This is a genomic window from Pseudomonas sp. ADAK18, from assembly GCF_012935695.1.
Lineage (GTDB): Bacteria > Pseudomonadota > Gammaproteobacteria > Pseudomonadales > Pseudomonadaceae > Aquipseudomonas.
In genome coordinates, this window is the sequence record NZ_CP052859.1 from 3,476,719 (window position 1) to 3,498,528 (window position 21,810).

At 58.9% G+C, this 21,810-nt stretch carries 14 protein-coding genes; 3 read left to right on the plus strand and 11 right to left on the minus strand.

Annotation, left to right across the window (positions count from 1 at the left end):
• Positions 1-114 precede the first annotated feature (114 nt).
• Entirely contained in the window at positions 115-1,026 is a 912-nt protein-coding gene (locus HKK55_RS15655) for a Fic family protein (protein WP_169355508.1), read from the minus strand.
• A gap of 371 nt (positions 1,027-1,397) precedes the next feature.
• On the opposite strand from HKK55_RS15655, the gene HKK55_RS15660 reads away from it, so the two are divergent.
• Positions 1,398-1,910 (plus strand): hypothetical protein, encoded by a 513-nt coding sequence (locus HKK55_RS15660; protein WP_169355509.1) that lies wholly within the window; start codon positions 1,398-1,400, stop codon positions 1,908-1,910.
• A gap of 108 nt (positions 1,911-2,018) precedes the next feature.
• Here the strand turns inward: HKK55_RS15660 and HKK55_RS15665 are convergent, their stop codons facing one another.
• The 8 genes from HKK55_RS15665 to HKK55_RS15700 form a co-directional block, all read right to left on the minus strand.
• On the minus strand, positions 2,019-4,271 hold the full coding sequence (locus HKK55_RS15665; protein WP_169355510.1) for a TonB-dependent siderophore receptor: 2,253 nt from the start codon (positions 4,269-4,271) through the stop codon (positions 2,019-2,021).
• A 162-nt stretch (positions 4,272-4,433) separates the two neighbouring features.
• Positions 4,434-5,417 (minus strand): siderophore ABC transporter substrate-binding protein, encoded by a 984-nt coding sequence (locus tag HKK55_RS15670; protein WP_169355511.1) that lies wholly within the window; start codon positions 5,415-5,417, stop codon positions 4,434-4,436.
• A complete protein-coding gene (locus HKK55_RS15675) occupies positions 5,414-6,196 on the minus strand; it encodes an ABC transporter ATP-binding protein (protein WP_155585550.1) in 783 nt (260 codons plus the stop codon). Before HKK55_RS15675 ends, HKK55_RS15670 begins: the two co-directional genes overlap by 4 nt.
• Positions 6,193-7,143 carry an iron chelate uptake ABC transporter family permease subunit gene (locus HKK55_RS15680; RefSeq protein WP_169355512.1) on the minus strand — a complete coding sequence of 317 codons (951 nt, stop codon included), beginning with the start codon at positions 7,141-7,143 and terminating at the stop codon, positions 6,193-6,195. Before HKK55_RS15680 ends, HKK55_RS15675 begins: the two co-directional genes overlap by 4 nt.
• Positions 7,140-8,084: an ABC transporter permease gene (locus tag HKK55_RS15685; RefSeq protein WP_169355513.1), complete on the minus strand. Its 945-nt coding sequence runs from the start codon at positions 8,082-8,084 to the stop codon at positions 7,140-7,142. Before HKK55_RS15685 ends, HKK55_RS15680 begins: the two co-directional genes overlap by 4 nt.
• Positions 8,081-9,850 carry an ABC transporter ATP-binding protein gene (locus HKK55_RS15690; RefSeq protein WP_169355514.1) on the minus strand — a complete coding sequence of 590 codons (1,770 nt, stop codon included), beginning with the start codon at positions 9,848-9,850 and terminating at the stop codon, positions 8,081-8,083. Before HKK55_RS15690 ends, HKK55_RS15685 begins: the two co-directional genes overlap by 4 nt.
• On the minus strand, positions 9,844-11,637 hold the full coding sequence (locus HKK55_RS15695) for an ABC transporter ATP-binding protein (RefSeq protein ID WP_169355515.1): 1,794 nt from the start codon (positions 11,635-11,637) through the stop codon (positions 9,844-9,846). Before HKK55_RS15695 ends, HKK55_RS15690 begins: the two co-directional genes overlap by 7 nt.
• A 144-nt stretch (positions 11,638-11,781) precedes the next feature.
• On the minus strand, positions 11,782-12,300 hold the full coding sequence (locus HKK55_RS15700; protein WP_169355516.1) for a sigma-70 family RNA polymerase sigma factor: 519 nt from the start codon (positions 12,298-12,300) through the stop codon (positions 11,782-11,784).
• A gap of 229 nt (positions 12,301-12,529) precedes the next feature.
• On the opposite strand from HKK55_RS15700, the gene HKK55_RS15705 reads away from it, so the two are divergent.
• Positions 12,530-14,695, plus strand: coding sequence for a condensation domain-containing protein (locus HKK55_RS15705; protein ID WP_169355517.1), 2,166 nt, complete (start codon positions 12,530-12,532; stop codon positions 14,693-14,695).
• Positions 14,696-14,746: 51 nt separating this feature from the next.
• Here HKK55_RS15705 and basC read toward each other — a convergent pair whose 3' ends face one another.
• Both basC and HKK55_RS15715 read right to left on the minus strand, forming a co-directional pair.
• Positions 14,747-16,063 carry a putative histamine N-monooxygenase gene (basC, locus tag HKK55_RS15710; RefSeq protein ID WP_272902570.1) on the minus strand — a complete coding sequence of 439 codons (1,317 nt, stop codon included), beginning with the start codon at positions 16,061-16,063 and terminating at the stop codon, positions 14,747-14,749.
• A 93-nt stretch (positions 16,064-16,156) separates the two neighbouring features.
• Positions 16,157-20,500 carry an amino acid adenylation domain-containing protein gene (locus tag HKK55_RS15715; RefSeq protein WP_237151259.1) on the minus strand — a complete coding sequence of 1,448 codons (4,344 nt, stop codon included), beginning with the start codon at positions 20,498-20,500 and terminating at the stop codon, positions 16,157-16,159.
• A 162-nt stretch (positions 20,501-20,662) separates the two neighbouring features.
• Between HKK55_RS15715 and HKK55_RS15720 the strand changes: the two genes are divergently transcribed.
• Positions 20,663-21,808 (plus strand): isochorismate synthase MenF, encoded by a 1,146-nt coding sequence (locus tag HKK55_RS15720; RefSeq protein ID WP_202020909.1) that lies wholly within the window; start codon positions 20,663-20,665, stop codon positions 21,806-21,808.
• Positions 21,809-21,810: the final 2 nt, after the last annotated feature.

Sequence of the window (21,810 nt, forward strand, 5' to 3'; positions counted from 1 at the left end):
CCGATCCGCCTACGGTGACGCTGCTCCCACCCGAAGACCAGGTCGGCCCGGTGTAACCACCGTTCGACCCCAGCCATTCAAACTCAATGGTATTGTTACCGCCCGATACCAGCATTAGCTCTTTTTCAGTAAGTTCGCGCATAAAAACTCCTTGGCTACGGGAAGACTTTTCCATTTGCCCTCACCGCTAGGTATGTGCCCATGCGGGCTCCCCAGATCCATCTGGGGGATAAACCTATTGACTTGCTTACCTGCCATCACATTGATTATATTGCAGTGAAACAGGATAAAATCGTCCCACTCGCCAAATAGCTCTGCTTGCCGGAGACGCAAAATGTACCCACCCGGCGTACAGTTATAGAAATCATATAAAGGAATATAGTTTTCTGCCGAACGTGAAAGCAGGATATTAAAAAGCACGCGTGCCAGCCGGCCGTTACCATCGATAAATGGATGACAATTTAATAGCCCAACTGTCGCGACTGTCGCGCCAAAAAGATCATACCTATGCCTTGAAAGACTGGCCATATAGTGCCAAAGGCGGACCAATGAAACCTCAATTTCGGCAGGCTCGACGAATACAATCGTGCAACCTTGACGATCACGTTCGACCCCTACCTGACGCTTTCTAATATCTCCGACTCCGCCAGCAAGTTGACAAGCCGAGAGCGTTAGGAACTCACAAATAGTTGTGTACTTTATATCGATCAAGGTTTTTTCAAATACCGAGCAAACACTCTCGACATGACGCTGCTCCATTGAGGTTCTACCACCCAACGGCGCATGTGTGTTTCGGGCCGAGTAATATTCAGCCAATGGATGTTTGAAGTGCGAAACAAGGTCATCTTCTGCCAGGCGGCACGAGAGCGTTTCAGGTTTAACAGGCCAAGAGGCTTGCGCATAGTCGCCCAGCAAATCCTGGGCAGTAGCAAGCGCATTGAGTGTTGCTTCGGCCAAACCAGCCTTCGAGGGATACACCAAGGGCTTGCGATAATAGACCTTGGCACCGATGTGAACCGAATCCATTCCCGTCCTTCCCAAATTACCTTAAGGAACAACCCAAACCTTTAGATCATTCCCTTCATCTGATGCGCTCACTTTAAAATCAAAATATGACAACCAAATTACAAAACTCATAAAATTTTCTTACATAAGCTCGGGTTTTCGATCAAATAAGACTTACCAAAAATCATTGCACACCAATCAGACTTCACACTAATCGTATAAAATTAGCACGACGCATTAAACCATTTGTAAATCCGTTGAGACACAGGCTACATAGCGATGCAGCCCCTTCCCAGAAGGCGACTTAATTTAAAGGTTTAAGTCACTCACAAAAATCCAACTACCACCCCACAAATTTAACTTTAAAACCTATAAAACCTCAGGTAACCGCAATGATATCCAGTGAATTGGACTCACTCTTCTCGCAGTACTACAACAGGGCAAAGTCTGTCGATTTTCCGGCATTTCTGGGCGACAAAACCACCTGCACCCCCTTCAATGCTACCCCCTATATCACTCATCTTTCGACGTTCCTCCAAGAGCATGTCGAGCACACCAGGCGTTTGTTCGCCACACGCCTAAATGCCGCCATCATGGCGTTGGATGAAGCCGGTATTTGCGTCGAAATAGTACTGGTAGGCGGTAGTTTCCTGGACTCGAAAGTCATCCCTGGGGATCTGGATTGCGTGCTCTTCTATTCATTGAAAAATGAGCAAACCACTCTGGATCTTCAGCAATGGCAACTGCAGAGGAAAGGTGAAGGCCTGGATGCCAGGCTGATTCCCATGGACACCAGTCCCCTCCTCACGTTGAAAGCCGCTTTGTTTTTTGCCGTGCTGTATACCCAGCGGAAAAACCTTGAAGGCATCCCGACCGGCTTGATTTTGATCGACTGCAAACGCTGATTCACAGGCAAAAAGAAGCCTGCATCGGTGCAGGCTTCTTTTATCGTTACGTCAGCCTGGGTGAAGTTCGCCGAACTTACCCCCAGTGCTTTTTGAGCTTACAAACCGTCAGAAATCCACCGTGCCCGAAAGCAGTACGGTACGCGGTGCGCCCAAGCCACCGGAGAGGCCGCTGCCATCGCCGCCGTTCCATGAGCCTAGCCAGTACGCCTTGTTGGTGACGTTCTGCACGGTGGCGCGCAGGGTCACCGGCTTGGTCTTGACCTTGAAGGCATAGCGGGCACCCACATCGTAGGTGGTGTACGAGTCCAGCGACACCCGATGATCGTTGGTCGCGTATTGCTTGCCCGTATGGTTGATGTTTGCGGTCAGGGTCAGCCCGGGCACATCCAGCAGGTCGTACTCGGTGCCCAGCTTGGCAATCACCTTGGGTACGCCGGTGACTTGCTTGTCTTTGACACCACCGGTGACCACCTTGGTCATTTCTGCCTGGGTGTAAGTCGCGCCGCCCATCAGGCGCAGCCGCGGTTGCAGTTCGCCGAAGAACGACCATTCCACGCCACGGTTGCGTTGCTCGCCGTAGACGCCGAAGACCCTCGTAAGCGGATCGGTAAAGGCGCTGGGCTTCTCGATCTGGAATAGGCTGACAGTATGGGCGAAGGTGCCCAAGTCAACCTTGGCGCCAACCTCGTATTGTTTGGTCTGGTAAGGCTGCATGACTTCACCGACGTTCACTGCCGACACAGGTGCCGTAGCGCCCTGACTCAGGCCTTCGATGTAGTTGGCATAGAGCGACACCTTGTCTGTCACCTTGACCAAGAGCGCGGTGGCGGGCGAAACCCGGCTTTCGTCATAACTGGTTTTCGTGGTGGCGCCGGTTGAGCTGTACGCGGCGTTGGTATTTTGCACGCGCTGGCGTCGGGCGCCCACGGTCCACTGCACACGGCCATCTGCGAAGGACAAGGTATCGGCGATTGCATAGCTGCCCAGATCGGCCTTGATTTGCGACGTGGTTACCCCGTAACCCGGGAAGGTCGGTGCGTTGCCGAAGTCCAGGTTGTCGTAGTTGGTGGTACCGGGAATCGCGGCCCTGGCGTCCTTGAAGCTGTTATCGGAGGTGTAGCGCGTCGCGGCGATGGTCCAGGCGTGATCCACGGGGCCGGTCTGGAACTTGCCCTTGAGGCCAACCTCACCAGATTGCTGGGTGCCACTGCGGATCGAGCGAATCGCCGAAGAGCTGATGTCGCCCACATTGTTGTTCAGCGTACTGGAGCTGATCAGCGCGTTGTACCCTCCATCACGCTGGCCCCAGGCTGCGTAGGCGGTGAGCGAATCCGTCAGGTCATACTCACCCCGCACCATGGCGGTGGTGGTGTTATTGATGGTGTAGGCCCAGTCCGGGGCCAACGCATAATCGCCTTTCTTCGGGCTGGGCAAGTGAGTGACGTTCGGACCAATCATGTTGATCCCGAAGTAGTTGAGGCCGTCGATACGCTCACGCTGCTTATAGAAGTCGGCCGACAAGCGAGCTCGCTCGCCACGCCAGTCCAGCCCGAGGGAAGACAGCGCCATTTTGTGTTGCTGATTATCCACAGCCGTATCGCCATCACGGTAGACCCCGTTGAAGCGCACACCAAACTGCTTCTGATCACCGAAGCGCTGCCCCAGGTCCGCATGCACGCCGCCCAGGCCGCGGGACTCATAGGTGGTGGTCAAGCGTGCCAGCGGTTCATCGCCTGCGCGCTTGGGCACCAGATTGATGCTGCCTCCCACTGTACCGCTCGGCGGCATACCGTTGAGTAGCGCGGAAGGTCCTTTGAGTACTTCCACACGCTCGGCCAGCTCGGTGGAGCCGCGCATGTTCGGCGCCATACCCACCAACCCGTTGAAGGTAATGTCGTCGGCGGTGCTGTTAAAGCCGCGAATGAAGAAGGTTTCAAAGTTGCTGCGCTTGCTGGGCACGTATACCGAAGGGTCGGTCGCGCCAATCACCGAACCGATGTCCTGCGCCTGGCGGTTTTGTATGTACTCATCCGTATAGCTAATGGTATTGAACGGCGTCTCCATGAAGTCCTTGTTGCCCAACAGCCCGACGCGGCTACCGGAGGCGACCTGCCCGCCCGCATAAGCCGGCGGCAGATCTGCGGCGGAGTTCATGGCACCCTCCACCAGCGTTTCAGACAGCTCCAGGCTGGCTTTGCCTGTCCCCTCTTGGGTCTCAGCGGCCACGGCCATGGAAGTCCCGGTCAGCCCCAGCAACAGCGCCATCTGCACGGCAGTGAACGTACGATTCAAAGTAAAGCGTTGCGCACCCTGCGGTGAATCAGGGGTGGCGCGATGTTGGCGACAGCGTTCCGACATGCTGGGTTCCTTTCGATTCGGAGAGTTGGAATGTATTCACTAGGTTTTCCGAACCAGAACGCGAAACCCTCAATAGCAATCATTAGCATTCGTATATTTTTACAAAAAAGGACAGGTGCCTGAATGGCACCCGCCCTTTGTGCTGCCAATACGCGTAGCGGATCAGCCCTTGTAGCCCTCAACCACCTCGTCAGCCATGCGATTGAGGCACGTCACACTCGCAGTACACAGGTACCAAGTCTGGGCATCGACGAAGATCACATGCCCGTTGTTCCAGGCCTTGGTCTTGCGCAGCAGCGGGTTGTCCAGGCTCTTCATATCCAGCGCTGGCCGCCGCTCCATCACCGCCGTACGGTCGATCACGTAGAGAATGTCGGGATCGGCCTGCTGGATAAATTCATTGGAAATCGGCTGGCCATGCAAGCCAGCCTCGATGTCGGTGCTGGCCGGTTTCACGCCCAGGGTGTCGAAGATGAAGCCGTAGCGCGACTTCACACCATAGGAGGTAAAAGCCCCATTGTTATGCAACACGATCAGCGCTTTCTCGGGGCGTCCTTCGGTCACGCGTCGGGTTTGCTCCACCTTGGCGTCCATTTCCGCGACTTTCTGGCGGGCCAGTTCTTCCTTGCCGAAGATACGCCCCAGGGTGGTCAAATGGTTCTTGGCCGTGGTGATCAGATTGCCTTGCTTGTTGGTCAGGTCCACATCGTCATAGACCGTCGGCGCGATCTGGCTCAACTCTGCGTAACTCTGCGCCTGGAGCGGCGATATCAGGATCAGGTCGGGCTTGAGGGCATGCAACCGCTCAAGGTTGGGCTGGATGGTCGACCCCACATCCATGATGTCCGGGTCGTCACGGTACTTGACGAGGAAGCTCGCGACATAGTCCTTGGCGATGCCCACCACCGGCGCGCCCAACTGGTCGAGTGTATCGAGTTCACTCATGTCAAAGGCCACCACGCGCTCCGGGAGCTTGGTGATCACCGTCGTCCCCAGTGGATGCTCGATCTTGATCGGCTCGTAGTGCGCCTGCGCGGTGGCTGGCGCAGGCGCCTCTGCCGACGGCTTGTCACACCCTTGCAGACCGGCCGCCACAGCGACTGCCAGCAGTGCCCCACAGATTTTTTTTGCGTTACCGGTGCTCATATCAGCTCCCTTGACGGTGATGGGTTGAAGTAGTTGCAGACGAACCCCTGCTCGCTCTGCAGTATCTCGAAATCCAGATCAAACAGATCACGCAGGCGGGCTTCGGTGACGACTTCCGCCACCGGGCCACGGCAGTGCACGGCGCCGTTTTTCATGGCCACGATATGGTCGGAATAGTTGGCGGCGAAGTTGATGTCATGCACCACCAGAATCACCGTGCGCCCCTGTTCGTCGCACAAGCGGCGCAGCGCCCGCATGATCTGTACGGCATGCTTCATGTCGAGGTTGTTGAGCGGCTCGTCCAGCAGCAGGTAATCGGTTTGCTGGGCAATGGTCATCGCCAGGAACGCCATCTGCCGTTGCCCGCCGCTGAGTTCGTCGATGTAAGAAAGGCGTAGCGGTTGCAGCGACAGAAACTCGATGGCCTCGTCGATGGCCTGGCGATCGTGAGCGGTGAGCGCCCCGCGGCTGTAGGGGAAACGCCCGAAGGCCACCAGTTCTTCAACGGTCAGCCGCAGGTTGAAATCGGGTGATTGGCGCAAGGTGGCGACGCGCTTGGCATAGTCGCGGATCGGCACATCCGCAATGCTGCGCCCGCCAATCAGCAGGTCGCCCCGGGTCGGTGCCAACAGGCGTGCGATCAACATCAGCAACGTGGTCTTGCCTGCGCCGTTGGGGCCAATCAGCGAGGTCACCTGCCCTGGCGGGAACTGAACGCTGACGTCGCTCAGGACGTGCTTGTTGCCATACGCCTTATAGACGTGACTGAGGGAAATCATGGGGCGCCTCGGGTTCGAACCATCAGCGCGAGGAAATACACGCCACACACCAGGTTGATGAGAATGCTGACGGAGGTGTTGTAGTTGAACATCTGCTCGACCAGGTACTGGGCGATGATGAAAATGCCGATGGCGATGGCGCAGCTCATGGGTAGCGTAATCCGGTGCCGGGCGGTGCGGGCAAGCGCATAGGTGATGTTCGCCACGAACACGCCCATGAACGCCGTCGGCCCGACGAGGCTGGTGGAGACCGCCACCAGCATCGCGATCAGCGCGAGTTGCAGGCGCACGCTGCGCTGATAATCGACCCCCAGGGAAATCGCCTGGTCACGCCCCAGCGACAGCACATCGAGCACCGGCAGGGTTCTTTGCGCGATAAAGCACACCACCGCCACCAACAGGCCCGAATAGATCACTTGCCCGGGTTGCGCCTTGTTGAAGGAGGCGTAGTTGAAGCCCTGGAAAATCGAGAACTCGCCGGGGCTGATCTTCAGCTGGATAAACTGAGTAAAGGTCCCCATCACCATGCTCAGTACCAGCCCCAGCAGGAGCAGCAGGTACACGTTGTTACGTCCGTCACGGAACAGCCAACGGTGAATGAGCCACGAATAGGCGAGCATCAGCAGGATCGACAACAACACATTGCCGTTACGTCCCAGCAGCACCAGGCTCTGGGTGCCCAGCACCAGGATCAGCAGGGCCTGGAACAGCAGGTAGATCGCCTCGTACCCCATGATCGCCGGCGTCAGTATCCGGTTGCCGGCAATGGTCTGGAAAATCACCGAAGAATAAGCAATGCAGACCCCGGCAATGCCCATCGCGGCCAAACGGGTCAGCCGCTTGGGAATGACGTACTCGAAGTCAAAGCCTGACCCCAGCAACAGGAACGCCATCGCCAGGACCAATACCAGCCCCCAGAGGCCATAGCGGGTAACCACGCCTCTCATGTGTACTTCCTGATCAGCAGCACGAGGAACAACACACCGCCCACGCTGCCCGCCGTCAGGCCGATGGGCACTTCGAAGGGGTAGATCAGCAAGCGGCCGAGGATGTCGCACGCCAACAACAGCGACGCGCCACACAAGGCGACGATGGGCAATGTTCGCTCCAGGTTCTCGCCGTAGTGCAGCGCCACCAGATTGGGAATCACCAGCCCGACAAAGGGAATCGCCCCCACGGTAATGACCGTGGCGGAGACGGTGACCGCCACCAGCATCAGCCCCAGTGCCGCGTTGGCCGCGTAGTTCAGGCCCAGGCTGCTGGCCATGCCCTCGCCCATGCCGAGTACGGTAAAGCGGTGCGCGAACAGATAAGTGAGCACCACGATCGGCAGGATCAGATAGATGATCTCGTAGTTACCCTGGACGATCTTCGAGAAGTCACCGAGCATCCAGCCCTGCATGCTCTGCAAGATGTTGTGACGGTAGGCGTAGAACTCGGCGATGGCGCTCAAGACGCTGCCGTACATCAGGCCGATGACTGGAACCATCACGGTGTTCTTGAACTTGATACGGCGGATGATCGCGACATAGAGCAGGCTCGCCGCAAAGCAGAACGCCAGGGCAAACAGCATCCGGCCGGCCGCACCAGCGGCGGGGGCCACCGTCAGTGAAATCAGGATGCCCAGCTTTGCTGCATCCAGGCCGCCGGAAGTCGCCGGCTCGACGAAACGGTTACGCACGATCTGCTGCAGGATCACACCGCACACGGCCAGCCCCACACCGGTCAGGATCAAGGCGGCAAGGCGCGGAAGCCGGCTGGCAGTGAGGGTCAGCCAGGCGTCATCGGAGAACGTGAACAGTGCCGTCCAGGAAACCTCTTTGACCCCCACCATCAACGAAAGGCAACAGAGCACGGCAAACAGGATCAGTAAGGCTGCACGACTCAAGAACCGCCCTCACTGTCAGACGCCCCGGCAATCCGCCAGCCTTTCGCGGCTCGGCGTTGCGCGAGAAAGTGCGCGTAGAGCCCTGGCGTGGCACTCAATTGCGCATGGGAGCCCTGCTCGCTGATCTGGCCGTGATCAAGCACCACGATCTGATCGGCCATGGCTACCGTCGACAGCTGATGCGCAATGACGATCAGCGTGCGAGTGCCGCGCAAACGGGCCAACGCTTCAGCGATGGCGGCCTGGTTCTCGGCGTCGAGGGCTGCGGTGGCCTCGTCGACCAACAGAATCGGCGCGTCCTTGATCAGTGCACGGGCGATGGAAATCCGCTGACGCTCACCGCCAGACAGTCGCGCACCGCCCTCGCCCACCGGAGTATCCAGGCCTTGGGGCAGGCGTTCGATGATCTCCACGACCCCGGCTTGCTTTGCCGCGTCCATCACCTGGGCATCGCTGGCATCGGGTTTGCCGATGCGGATGTTGTCGGCGATGCTGCCCTGGAACAGATAAGCGTCCTGAAATATCTGGCTGATCTGACCGGCCAGTTGTTCACTGGACATCTGCCGGACATCCACACCACCCACGATCACGCTGCCCTGCGTCACGTCGAAGAAGCGCGCAATCAGCCGCACCAGGGTGGTCTTGCCCGAGCCGGAAGCACCGACCAGCGCCGTCATGCTGCCGGGCTCGATACGCAGGCTGACATCGCGCAGTACATCAGCCTGATCCTCGGCATAGCGGAAGCTCACGTTGCGCAATTCGACAGATCCATCGACCGGCGCTTGCGGGGCCTGCGGCTCAGGCAGGGGCTTGACCGCAAAGATCCCGCGCACCGCCTCCAGCTGACCGCGCGCACCACGCAGCACCTCGCTATAACCGGCCACCTCCAGCAGCGGGTCGATAAAGCGGCTGACCAGCAGCAACGACACGATCACGGCGATGACCGAACCCGGCTCCAGGCTTGCGCCCAACTGATCACCGAGCCATAGCGTGCCAGCCACCAGCAGCACGGCGAAGCCGGCCTGTACCGCCCAGGCGTTGAACACCACCGACATCGCCGAGACGTGAATCAGCCGCTTTGCAGACGCTTGCTGGCGCCCGATGGCCTGCTCGAGAAACTGCGTACCGCCGTCCTCGCCATTGAAGGCGCGTAGCACCGATTGCGCCTGGGCAAACTCAACCATGCGCTGGCTGGCATGCGCGGCGTTGTACTGAAAGCTTTGGTCGGCACGCTGGCCCAAGTGAGCAGTCAGCGCAAAGACACCAAACAGGATCGGCAGTGTCACCAGTGCGATCAACCCCATTTGCCAATGCAAGGCGAACAACGCAACAAGGATCACTACCGGTGTAACCACACCCGTGATCAGCGGCGTAAAAACGTGAGCGGGAAGTTGGGCCATTTCCATCATGCCCTGGGAGGTCACATGGCTCAGCCGTGCGGTGTTTTGTGCGCTGAACCAGCCCACCGGCAGACGCGCCACATGGTCGCCGAGCCGATGACGACCGCGCTGGAGAACGGCGATACCGACACGGATACCGGCTTTCTCCACGGTGCGTCGTAGCGCCCAGCACACCACCACACCGATCACCAGCGCGATCAACCATTGCCCTGCCGAGCGCACATCACTGCCCAGCAGATGGGTGAGCACTGGCACCAGGGTGACAATCGTCAGCCCGCAGAGCAGGCCGTAGACCAGCGTCATCCAGAGGTAACGGCGCAGTACCGGGGCATCTTCACCCAGCAGTTGAATAAAGGTTTTCAGCATGACGATACCGCCTGTTCCTTGGCCTGTTCGTAGCCGCCCAGCGCCCACAGTCGGGCGTAGCGGCCTTTGCGGGCGAGCAGTTCGTGGTGGCGTCCCTGCTCGCAGATCGTGCCGCTGTCGATCAGGATGATCTGGTCGGCGTGCATCACCGTATCGAGCCGATGCGCGATCACCATCAAAGTGCGGCCCTGGGCGAATCGCGACAGCGCTTGCTGGAGCTTCACTTCATTCTCGGCATCGGCTGCCGCCGTGGCTTCGTCGAGCACCAGCACCGGCGGATCAAGCAATACGGCGCGGGCGATGCTCACGCGCTGCAACTCACCGCCGGAAAGCTGCACATCCTCACCGATCACCGAGTCGTAACCCTGTGGCAAGGCGAGGATGCGCTCGTGAATATTCGCGGTGCGGGCTGCGTCTTCGATTTCCTGCTGGCTGGCCGAAGGGCGGCCCAAGGCGATGTTGTCGCGCAGGCTGGCATGGATAAGGCGTACTTCCTGCAGCACAAAGCCGATGCGCCGGTACAACTGCGCGCTCTCGATCTGCCTGAGGTCGACGCCGCCCAGGGTGATGCGCCCTTCACTCGGGTCAAAGAAGCGCAGCAGCAGGCGAGCCAGGGTCGACTTGCCGGAGCCGGAAGCACCGACAATCGCCGTCACCGTGCCAGGCTTGAGGGTGAAGCTGACGTCCTTGAGCACCGGGGTCTGGCCGTCGTAGCTATAGCCGAGTTGCTCGACACGAATTTCGGCATTGTCCGGCAACGTCGGCGCGGCGCCTGCCAAGGTTTCCAGCACCGGTGTTTGCAGCAGCGTATGCACGCGCTGGGCAGCGCCGGTGGCATTGTTCAAATCGTGGGTGACGTAGCTCAGTAGCAGCAGTGGCGCGCAGATTCCCGGCGCCACCAAGGCGAAGGGCAACACCTCCACCGGCGTGATCCAGCCCAGGCTCACCCACAAAGTGCCAAACGCCAGCACCACACCGAGTACCGCCACCGGGGCGATCATCGCGTGAGCGTTGGCCATCGCACTGACCAGCGGCCGGGTGAAGTCGGTGAACGCCTCAGCGAAGCCATCGACCGCCTCGCGATAACTGCCATGGGCTTTGCCTTCGACACCAAAGGCCTTGACCACGGGAATGCCGTTGACGAACTCAACCACCGCATTGTTGATGCGCGCCATACCGGCGCCAAATGACTGCATGTTCGCCCCGCTGGCCTTGGTAGCCCTGGAGAAGAACAGGAAAAACAGTGGAAACGGCAGCAGCGAGACAATCGCCATGCGCCAGTCCATGGCGAACAGGTAGAGGATCGAGATGAGAATCGCGCCGATAGTGCGGCCCAGCGTGGTAAAGAAATGCGCGGTCAGGCTGTGCAGCGTGCCGATGTCATCCTGCATCGCTTGCTTGACCTCGCCCGAGGCCCGGCTGGTAAACCAGCCCAGCGGCACCTTGGCCAGTCGGCGAGTAATCGCCCGGCGCAAATGGCCGGTGATGTGATTGTCGGCCAGGTGCGCGACCATCTCACCCATCGAGATCAGCGTCATCCCCAGGAACAGGCAGGTCAGACTGATGATGACAACCCGCCAGACCTGATCCTGCATCTGGCCCCAGGCCGCAGCAACGTCGGCCTGGCCCATTGCAAGCTGTGCGATATAGGCGATGCCGGCCAGGGGCACCAGTGTCAGCATGGTGCCGATGGCAGCCAGTACCGCCGCGATAATCAGCCGCCCACGTATGGGCCTGAGTACCTGGGATACCGAGCCAGTCGCGGCGGGTTCATCTTTAACACTCATGAGCTCTCCTGAATAACCACTGCAGGTAGCCTGAAGGCCTGCCTGACTTCCTTTGCGTTCGAGGGGTTTGCGCGCTGCGTACCTTGTATTCCGAACAGCAACGCAAAATCCTCAATCGAAACGTTCATTAATCGGTGAAGCGGTTCAAGGCCCGAGTCCGGGCACAAACGGGTAGCAGGCCCGCAGGCCAGAGGCGATGTACTTCTCGACGGAAGACACCGACACCTTCAACTCGGTGGCAATGTCGCGGTGGCCCATGCCATGCAATTTACACAGCAACAGCGCCTGGCGAGTCTTGGCCGGCTTGCTGTGCAATGCGTCATCGATCTGCGTCAGCGTTTCAGTCACCAGGGCGCGTCGCTCCTCTGAAGGTGCCAGCGGTTCGGCCTGCAACTTGAGCGCCTCCAGATGGCAGGCTTCAAGACGACGGCGGCGATATAGGTCGATCACCATGCCTTTGGCGATTTGGGTCAAATGGCAGCGAGAATCCTCGGTGGAGGGAACCCGGCCCTTCTTGATGAGATTGAGATAGACATCGTGGGCCAGATCGGCAGCATCGACCGAATTGCCCAACTTGCGGCGCAACAGACTGCACAGCCAACTGTGGTGGTCGACATACAGCTTTTCAAATTGCTGCCTGGACGCGAACGCTCCGTTGTCCACAACACCTCTCCTGAGACGATGACATCCGCGATCAGCTTTTGACTAATGCGAATAGGTATGATTATTATTTAATATCATACGGCGTTCATAGAGCCCCTGCAATGCGACCTGCTTGCACCTTCTCTGACGCCTGGACTCCTGGGCGTTACAGCAGACCGAGGATCGGTCTGTCGGCACTTGGTGCCATCTCTACTTCTTACTGTTCAGTTTGATAAGGCGGGAAATTTCCATGATGGAACTCAATCCAGATTCGTTACCGAAACTGTCTGTCACCGGTGACGAAGAGCATTTCTGGCTCTTGCAGCAGCAATACCCCGAACGTACGCTCAAACACTTCAGCGCCTGGCGGTTCGACGCCGACATCGACCTTTCAAGGCTCGAGTGGGCGATCAAGACTGTCATCGAAACACTGCCCGATCTGAATGCACGCTATCAGTTCAACGACGACGGCGAAGTGCACAAAGTGCACGCCAATGACTGGCAGTCTTGCGTTGAAATCATGCGCTCACACTCCGACGCTGAAGCCACCGAGCAGTTGCTCTCGCAGCAAACAGCACCGTGGGATGCGCAAAGCCAGCCGCCGTTCAAGGCACTGATTATTCCAACCGGGCACGAGGTTATCCTCGGCTTCGTACTCCACCAGATCCTCGACCAGACCTGCCAGGAGGACAACCTGTATTGCCGGGTCTTGAGCGCCTATGTAGGCCACTCGGCCAGCGATACGCCCTGGTTGCGCCGCCAGGCGGATGGCGAGGTTCTATCGCCACCGGCCAGTGCGCCCAGCGCCCAGCCTGCGGCCAACAACAGTGAAGTCGCGGCGATTATTCTTGGCGAGTTCCGAGGAGCCCTGGCAGAGCCCGACATGCAACTCACCGATGACTTCTTTGATTTTGGCGGTCATTCGCTGCTGGCCACCCGCATCATTGGCAAGCTGCTGAGCAGCCATGGCATTGAAGTCCAGTTCAATGACTTTTTCAGTGCACCGTCGGCGGCCGCCCTGGCATCGCGCGCCCATGTCATTGCTCAAGACAAGACAGCTTCTGCTGCGGGCCTGGCGCAAGACGTGCAAAAAGCACCTTTCGCCCTGGCTCAGGCCTCTCTCGGGCGGGCTTACGTGGCCTTTGAGTTCGGCACGATTTTCAACCTGCCCTTTGCCCTGGACTTCCTCGACAAGGTGGACGAAGCGCTGTTCGAGCACGCCTTCTGCGACCTGCTGAAACGCCACGCCAGCCTGCGCTCAACCTTCCACTTTGAGGGCAATGAGGCGTACCAGCAGATCGTGCCGATCACGCAACTGTCCGACTACAAGTGGTTCTGGCCAAGCCATGAAAGCCAGGGTGCGACGCTGAAAAGCGAAGCCACTTATCAGTTCGACCTGACCCGCGAGCTGCCCCTCAGGGTCCGCTTCATTTACGACGCGCAACGCCAGCGCCAAACCCTGTCATTGCTGGTCCATCACATGGCCATTGATGAATGGTCGCTCAACGTCATGATGGAAGAATTGGCTCAGGCCTACCTCGCCCGTGCCGCCGACAAAGCGCCCACCTGGGAAGCGCCTGCACCGTCATTCCATGAGTTCGCTTTGCGTGAACAGGCTACCGGCATTAATCAGCAGCATCTCGACTACTGGACGAACATGCTGCGCGATGCCACCCGCGGCCTGACGCTGCCCTCCCCTGACCATCAGGCCAGCGTGCCGGCCAACGAAGTATCGACGAAGGCGCAGTGGTTCGAAATCAAACCTGATCAGGACCTCACCGATAACCTGTATGCCTTCGCCAGACGGAATAACTCGTCGCTGTTCGGCGTGGTCTATACGGCCATTGCACTGTCGCTGCATAAGCTTGGTGACTTGAAGGACCTGGTGATCGGCACGTCCGCCTCCGGCCGAACCGACCCCGGGTTTTACGAGACGGTCGGTTACTTCACCACGATGGTGGCGCACCGGGTGCAGTTCGATCCTCAGCAGGCCGTTGGCGCACTGATTGAAAACGTCACTCGCTTGATCAATGACTCCATGGCTTATGCCGATGTACCGATGGAGCAGATCCAACAAGCCCTGGGCATGACGGCAGCAGATGGCCTGCTGTTCGACGTGTACATCCAGATTCACGCCAACAACGCCTTGAATGGCGCCTTGAGCACGCCTGACGCCGGGACGATCCGCTACCGGCAGATTGACCCGGACAAGAACCAGTCGATGTTCGGCATTCAGTTCGAGATCATGGAGAACATGATCGACGGCAAACGCTCACTGCGCCTGGTCATCACTTACCGTTCAGACCGCTACAGCGCAGAACAGATGGCGCGCCTGAGTGCGACGATTGATCAGGTGTTCACGTTGTTCACCACGCCCGATGCAGCCGGCATCGTCCTGGACCATATCCGCACATAACCCCCCGAGCAGGGTCTTGGTAACGCTACCAAGACCCTGCACACATCGGTTCTACGCCTCGTGCATCCCGTAGCGCTGGAACGATGAGCGCTTAGGCAAACGGTAATGCGGTCGGCCGAGCAACTGGTTGGCAATCGTTGCATTGCGAATGGCCGCAATCCCCAGGTCCGGCGAACCAACGCCATGCTGGAAGATTTCCGCGTTCTGCACAAAGATACGGCCCGTGCCTGCATCGCAGCGGCGCGCCGTGAAATCCTCCTGGACGATGCAGTCGCCGTATTCATCGGTTTCAAGCACTGCGCCCTTGAGCCTTTCAAACCACTGCGGCCAGGCATGCCCATAGCCTGTGGCTGCGACAATGGCATCGGCTTCGAGGGTGCTGGTCTGGTCCAGCTCACGGTGCCGGTAGGCAATTCGCAGCGTGCCGTCGATATCCTCCACCGTCTCGACCTCACAGTTGGAAAGCAACGTCAGGCCTGGATCAGCGCCGCCAATCGAGCGTTCATAGATCAGGTCGTAGATGTCGGCGATGGTCGAAAAACTGATGCCTTTGTACAGCAACCCCTGCCCCGCAACGATGTCGCGGCGGCGCTCCCTTGGAATGCTGTGGAAGTACTCCATGTAGGACGGCGTAAAACACTCCTGCCCCAGTTTCGAATACTCCATGGGATGGAAACCCGGCGAGCGCGTGATCCAGCGAATCGAAGCACCCGCCGCGATCCGCTCGGGTGTCAGCTCGTTGAACAATGCCAACACGCATTCCGCCGCACTTTGGCCGGAGCCAATGACCGTGACCCGCTGGCATTTCGACAACTGTTCCTGACGCTTGCCGAACTCCGCCGAATGCATGACTGGCGCGGTGCTCTTGACCTGCGCCCATTGAGGCAGCAGCGGCACAGTGCCGACGCCAATCGCCAAGTCCCGACTGTAGTAATGACGCTTAAAGCCTGACACTGACTGGCTTTCAATCAGGAATCGGTCAGCGCTGGCGTCATACGTCACATCACAGATGTCCTCGCCGAAATGGCAGGCTGGCAGCTGCTGCGACGCCCAACGACAGTAATGGTCGTACTCACGGCGAGGCACCTGAAAGTTCTCGTAGTAATAGAACTGGTACAGACGATCATGCTGATGCAGGTAGTTCAGATAACTCAGTTGATGCGTGGGGTCCGCCATCGTCACCAGGTCCGCCAGAAACGGAACCTGGAGTGTGGTGCCGGGCAACAGAAGCCCTTCGTGCCAGCGAAATTCCGCTTTACGGTCCAGGAAAATACCGGTCACGCCAGGATGTTTGGACAGTAACGCTGCCAATCCCAGATTAAAGGGGCCTATGCCAACGCCGGCAATATCAACATTGGGTATATCCATCATCCGATCCATCTCCCTAAGCACTGCTGTTTGGTTAGCAGCGGGCACGCCCTCAGGCGCGCCACTGCGTTCATATCAAAATCCATTACAGGCTCACGAACCCTCGGCCATGAGCAGGCGTTCAACGTCTTGTGCATTGCGACAGCGCAGGAGTTGCCCAGGTGAAAGGAGCACCGAGAAATCCTCCTGGACCCGCGCCGAGATCGCCTTCAAGTGCTGGGGACGTAACCCCAGGCTGATGAAGTCCACCGCGTCATTCGCCCCGTCCGCGAGCGGGCGCCCCAGTACGCTCAAGTAGATATCCAGCACCTTGTTGCGTGGAGTCGACTGGTTCATCACGACGGGTTCGGCTGCGTCATTTGCCGGAGCGGTCAGCAGGCTGCGCGCCCGCTGGCGATCGGGCTTGCCGTTTTGCGACAGCGGTAATTCGTCCACTTTCAGGAACCGCGTGGGCACATGGGAGTGCGGCAGGTGCTGGCGGGCGTAGTTGCGTAGCTCGGACGCGGTCAGCTCTGCGCCGCCCTGCTGGCTGACATACAGCGCACCGATGCAGACTTCGCCTTGGCGCTGCTCACCATAATCCACGACCAACACATGCCTGACCGACGGATGATTGATCAGTTCTATCTCGATGTCCGGGAGCGATACCCGCACACCCCGGACTTTCACGTAGCCGTTGACCCGACGGTCGAAGATCAAGGTGCCGTCGCGGCGGTAATGCCCACAGTCGCCGGTACGGAAAGCCCGAACAGCTTGGCCATGTTCGTCACTGACGGTCACGAATTCGCTTTGTGTCAGCTCGCCGTTTTCGAGATACCCCAGCGCGAGATTGACGCCCGCCGTGTGGATTCGACCAACAACGCCCGCCGGGCAATGCTCGCCTTGCGGGCCAAGGACGAAGTAGCTGTTACCAGGTAACGGCCTTCCATAGGGAATCAGCGCACGGTCATCCGCTACGATGTCGTGCCAGATGCTCCAGATGGTGGTCTCCGTCGGTCCACCCAGGGAAATCAACCGAGCTGACGGCAGCAGCTCACGCAACTCGGCAATCACGGCCGGCTTGATGTAATCACCGCCCTGGGCAATCAGACGCAGGCTCTTCAGGTCATGGGTGGTGCGGCAAGAAAGGAGCATCTCCAGAATGGCGGGCACCGAACACCACAACGTCACCTGATGCCGGGCAATCAACTGGTTCCAGCGCACCGCGTCCTTTTCCTCACCCACACCGGGAAGCACCAGTGTCGCCCCCGCCGTCAGGCATCCCAAGACGTCGAACACCGACATGTCATGGTGAAGCGGGGTTACGGACATGAACACATCACGTTCGGTCACGGCCCAGTGTCCAAGGGTGCCGCCGATGACATTGGCAGTGGCTCGGTTGCTCAGGACCACACATTTTGGCTTGCCGGTGGTGCCCGAGGTATAGAGGTAATAGGCCGGGGCGTCGCTTAACGACAGGTCATCCAGCGCGGGCGGAACCTGGGCTTGCACCGCCAATAGTTCATCCGGTGTTGCCGATGGATGTTCGAGAGACTCACGTTGGGCCGTCACCACCAGATCGGGCCGGCAGTTTTCCAGCAGGTAATGCAACCGCTCGGTTGGCGCTGACGCGTCGACGGGGACCCAGATCACGCCTGTCAGCGCACAGGCCAGTGTCACCATCGTGTGCTCTGGACTGCGCGGCAGGCAGATGGCGACGACTTGCCCACGAGATAATCCGCGCGTTTTCAATGCAGCGATGATGCGGCACACGCTGTCGCCAAGATCGGCATAGTTGATTTGCCGCTCACCACTGACGAGAGCGACTCTGGTGTTGGTGCGGTCAAAGATGTGGGTTGCGATCCGGCCGAGGAAGCCTTCGCGGCACGCATCAGCGACCTGGCTATTGAGCCGGTAGTGGCTCTTTTCGATGATCGCCGGGGCATCAATGGCAAAAACACCACTTGCCGTGACTTGGTTGATCGCCTTTTCGATTGCGCTCAAGACGTCGCTGACCACCGCCGGATCCAGCACTGCGCGTGCATAGTCGATATCGAACACCAACGCGCCATCTGCGTTGGCCGAGAAGCGAATATCCATCGCCACCTGTGGCGTCTGGGTCAGCCCATCACACAGGCTCATCGGGCTGTCCAGCGCCGAGACCGGCCAGGAAAAACCGTTGGTGATCACCACCGGAAGCACCGGGCCTGGGCCGTGGGATTCGAACAGCAAACGAGCAAGGTCTACACCTGAAAAGGTCAGGTGCTGCAGCCCTTCCAGCACATCCACTTGCAGCTTGGCGGCACGCTCGGCAAAACCATCTGGATCGGCGCTCCAATTGACCGCGATAAAGCTTGAGCGATTGGCAAAGGCACCGCTCGTTTGCGGGGCAACCGGCACCGCAACACACAAACCACCCTCATCGAGCCAGTGCGACAGCACTTCCAGCACCAGCGCCATCAACGTGGTGTTCTTGAACAACCGTTGCCGTGCGCCCAGCTTGCAGAACGCACCGAACGCCGTTTTGGGCACCCGCAGGCTCTGCCGCTCATAGCGGGAGGCGCCCACCTGGTCCAGTGGGGTGATCCACGGCAGACGTGGCGCGCCACTGACCGCCGCGAGCTTGGTCTTCCAATAGGCGGAATCGGTCTTGCGCTGACTGACGAAATCCGCTGGCTCGGGTGCAGCCTCCGCGACCGACTCCTCGCCAGTTGCACCGTCGAACAGCTCGACCATGAGGGTGGCGATCGATCGTCCATCGAGGATCAATGCATCAAGGCGTACAAAGACGCACAATTGACCTTCCGCAAACCAGAAGACCGTGACATTCCAGGGCGAACGATCCAGCTCGAACAACGCATGCGCATAGGCCTCGCGGCGTTCCTCTACGTAGCTGAACGCCGCTTCTGGCGACAAGGTCGTAAGGTCAACTTCCTCCAGGTTTATCTGCACCTCATCGCTGACAAACTGCACGAGTTTCTGCGCATCGATTCGTGTTCTCAGGCTTTCGTGGCGCTGGACCATCTCGACCAAACGGCTTCGCAGCAGAGCAGGATCCATCGCGCCACGGTACTCGCGAAACTCCTGCATGGCCACGCCGCCCAGCGGCATCTGCGCGCTGCGTCCAAGCAAATAAGCCTGCTGGAGAGCGGTCAGTGGCTTCTCGACAACTGCGGGTTGAAAAAGTGGCTGGTCCAGGACCGCGGAGCAAGCAGCCACCTCACGCACCAGCGCCACGAAACGGTCGAAAAAGTCCGATACCCAGACTTGCGGCAGCGCATCCAGACGGATGTCCCAATTGATCAAGATGCCGCCGTCGGCGCAGGCAATCTGCGCGTCGAGCGCAACCTGAGGCCCCTGGGAAATCACCCAGTTCATTGGACCCAATACACGCCGCACGCGTTCAGAAAGAAGGTCTCCACCCGGCATATCCAACGCGGCGGTAAATACCACGGGAGCCAGCTGTGGCGAACCATGATGGCGGGACAGATCGCGCATCAGGTTCACCCCGGGATAGGCGCAATGTTCGAGTAAATCGACCATCTTGCCTGCCAGTTGCGCGCACAACTTGGCCGGGCTCTGGGCCGCCTCGACATCGACGTCGAGAATCAACACGTTGGCAAAATCGCCGACAATTCGCTCAACCTCATCCACGAGCGGCGGTCGCCAGAAGGTCGGGACATTGAGGCGAAATCTCCTGTCTCCCGTTTGCGCGCCGAGGACGGCTGCAAACACCCCCATCATCAGGGTCGACAGGGTCATTCTGCGTTCACGGGCGAGGCGTTGTAACGCCTGACGCTCCTCTGGGCCAAGCCATGTGCTTAATCGGTCGCTATGCGCTTGGTCCAGCTGAGCCTCGAGAAAAGGCAACGTCGGCGCCGGCGCGATTTCAGCCAAACGCTCACGCCACCAGAGACGGTCCCGATCGCGGGCCGTTTTGAGTGCCGTATCGGTGCGTGCTTTGTCGTACCAATCGAAGAAAGACGGTGTGTGTGGAAGCGGCGCGTCGGGGTGCTCATAGAACCGTGCGAGGTCTTCCATCAACGTGCGGAAACTCGAAGGGTCGATGGCGATCATGTCCGTATCGACGTGCAGGCGGAAGTCATCACCCGCCAGCAGACTCACGCACATACGCGCACCTGGCCCCTGGCACAGATCAAGCTGCTGATGAGTCCACTCCTCACGTTTGCAGAGCAGGCGCTGCGTCACTTCCTGCTCGCTCATCAAGCGTAAATCTTCGACCTCCAACAGCGGTGACTGGTCCATTGCAGCAATGGATTGCAGCCCTTCTGCATTCAGCCTGACCCGCAGCATTGGATGCAGCAGACATACCCGTTCAAGTGCTTTGCGAAGCCGCTCGAGATCAATGGCATGGCCATCGAACTCGGCATACAGATGAGCCGAAACTCTCCCTAAAGACGCATGAGCAGTGCGCCCGATCCAACAGGCGGCTTGCATTGAAGTTAACTCTCTCATGGCTCACTCATGTGATTGACAAATCTAAATGATTAGCGTCCCCTATTAGAAACGATAATGATTATATTTCAAGACTTAATTTTTGATCGATAGGCCACGGAGGCTTCCCCCAAAATGAGAACGGGCACCCTAAGAACGAACGAGATGGAAGAGGTGCAAGTCGTTGATGAAAAACAGAGTTTTTCATTCACCTCCGGCGACCGCGAATTAGCGGTTACCGGGATGCTGCAGAGGATCGAAACACCTGCCATTGGCGGCGATGACGCCAATAGCCTGTTCCAGAAAACGGTTGCGCAAGCCCTTGATCGAGCGCGCAAAGCTGGCCAGAGCAACCCGATCATCGTCGGCGCCATTCCTTTCGATCCCGCTGAAGCCTCTTGCCTCTACATCCCTGAACACGCGCAGTGGCGAACACGAAACACCCTCGCGCAAGTCAGCGCAGCAACACTGCCTGAGCTGATCGAACAGAAGAACATTCCGGACGAGCAAGCCTTCAAGCGAGCGGTGGAACACGCCATCGTCAACTTCCGTCACAGCGACGTGCGCAAGGCCGTGCTCTCAGTGCAGAGAGAATTGGTGTTTGCCAAGGACGTGGATGTGAATGCCATGCAGCACAACCTGCGGGCGCAGAACCCGAGCGGCTATCACTTCCGTGTGCCAATGCCCGATGGCGCCACGCTGATCGGTGTCAGCCCCGAACTACTGGTTCGCAAGGAAGGCCTGAGCTTTCTGTCTAACCCTTTGGCAGGCTCGGCCAAGCGAATGGCCGACCCAGAAGCCGACCGGCGCAATGCAGACTGGCTGTCAGCGTCGGAAAAAGATCACTACGAACACGGTTTCGTGACGCAGGACATCGTCAGCCAGCTCGGGGAGCTGTGCACGCAGCTGAATGTGCCGCAACGCCCCTCCCTCATCAGCACGCCTGCACTCTGGCACCTCTCCACCCGCATCGAAGGCACGCTGGCAGATCCGACCGTTTCGGCCTTGCAGCTTGCCTGCCGCCTGCACCCCACGCCCGCCGTCTGCGGCTTCCCCACTGAGCGCGCGCGGCGCCTGATCCGCTTCGTCGAACCCTTCGAACGCGGCCTGTTCACCGGCATGGTGGGTTGGTGCGATGCCCAGGGCAATGGCGAATGGGTCGTGACGATTCGCTGCGGCACCGTCAAGCGCAACAGCGTCCGCCTATTCGCCGGCGCAGGCATCGTTGAAGCCTCAAGCCCCGACTCCGAATGGACAGAAGTCCAGACCAAACTCGGCACCATGCTGCGTGCATGTGGATTGGCCCACTAACT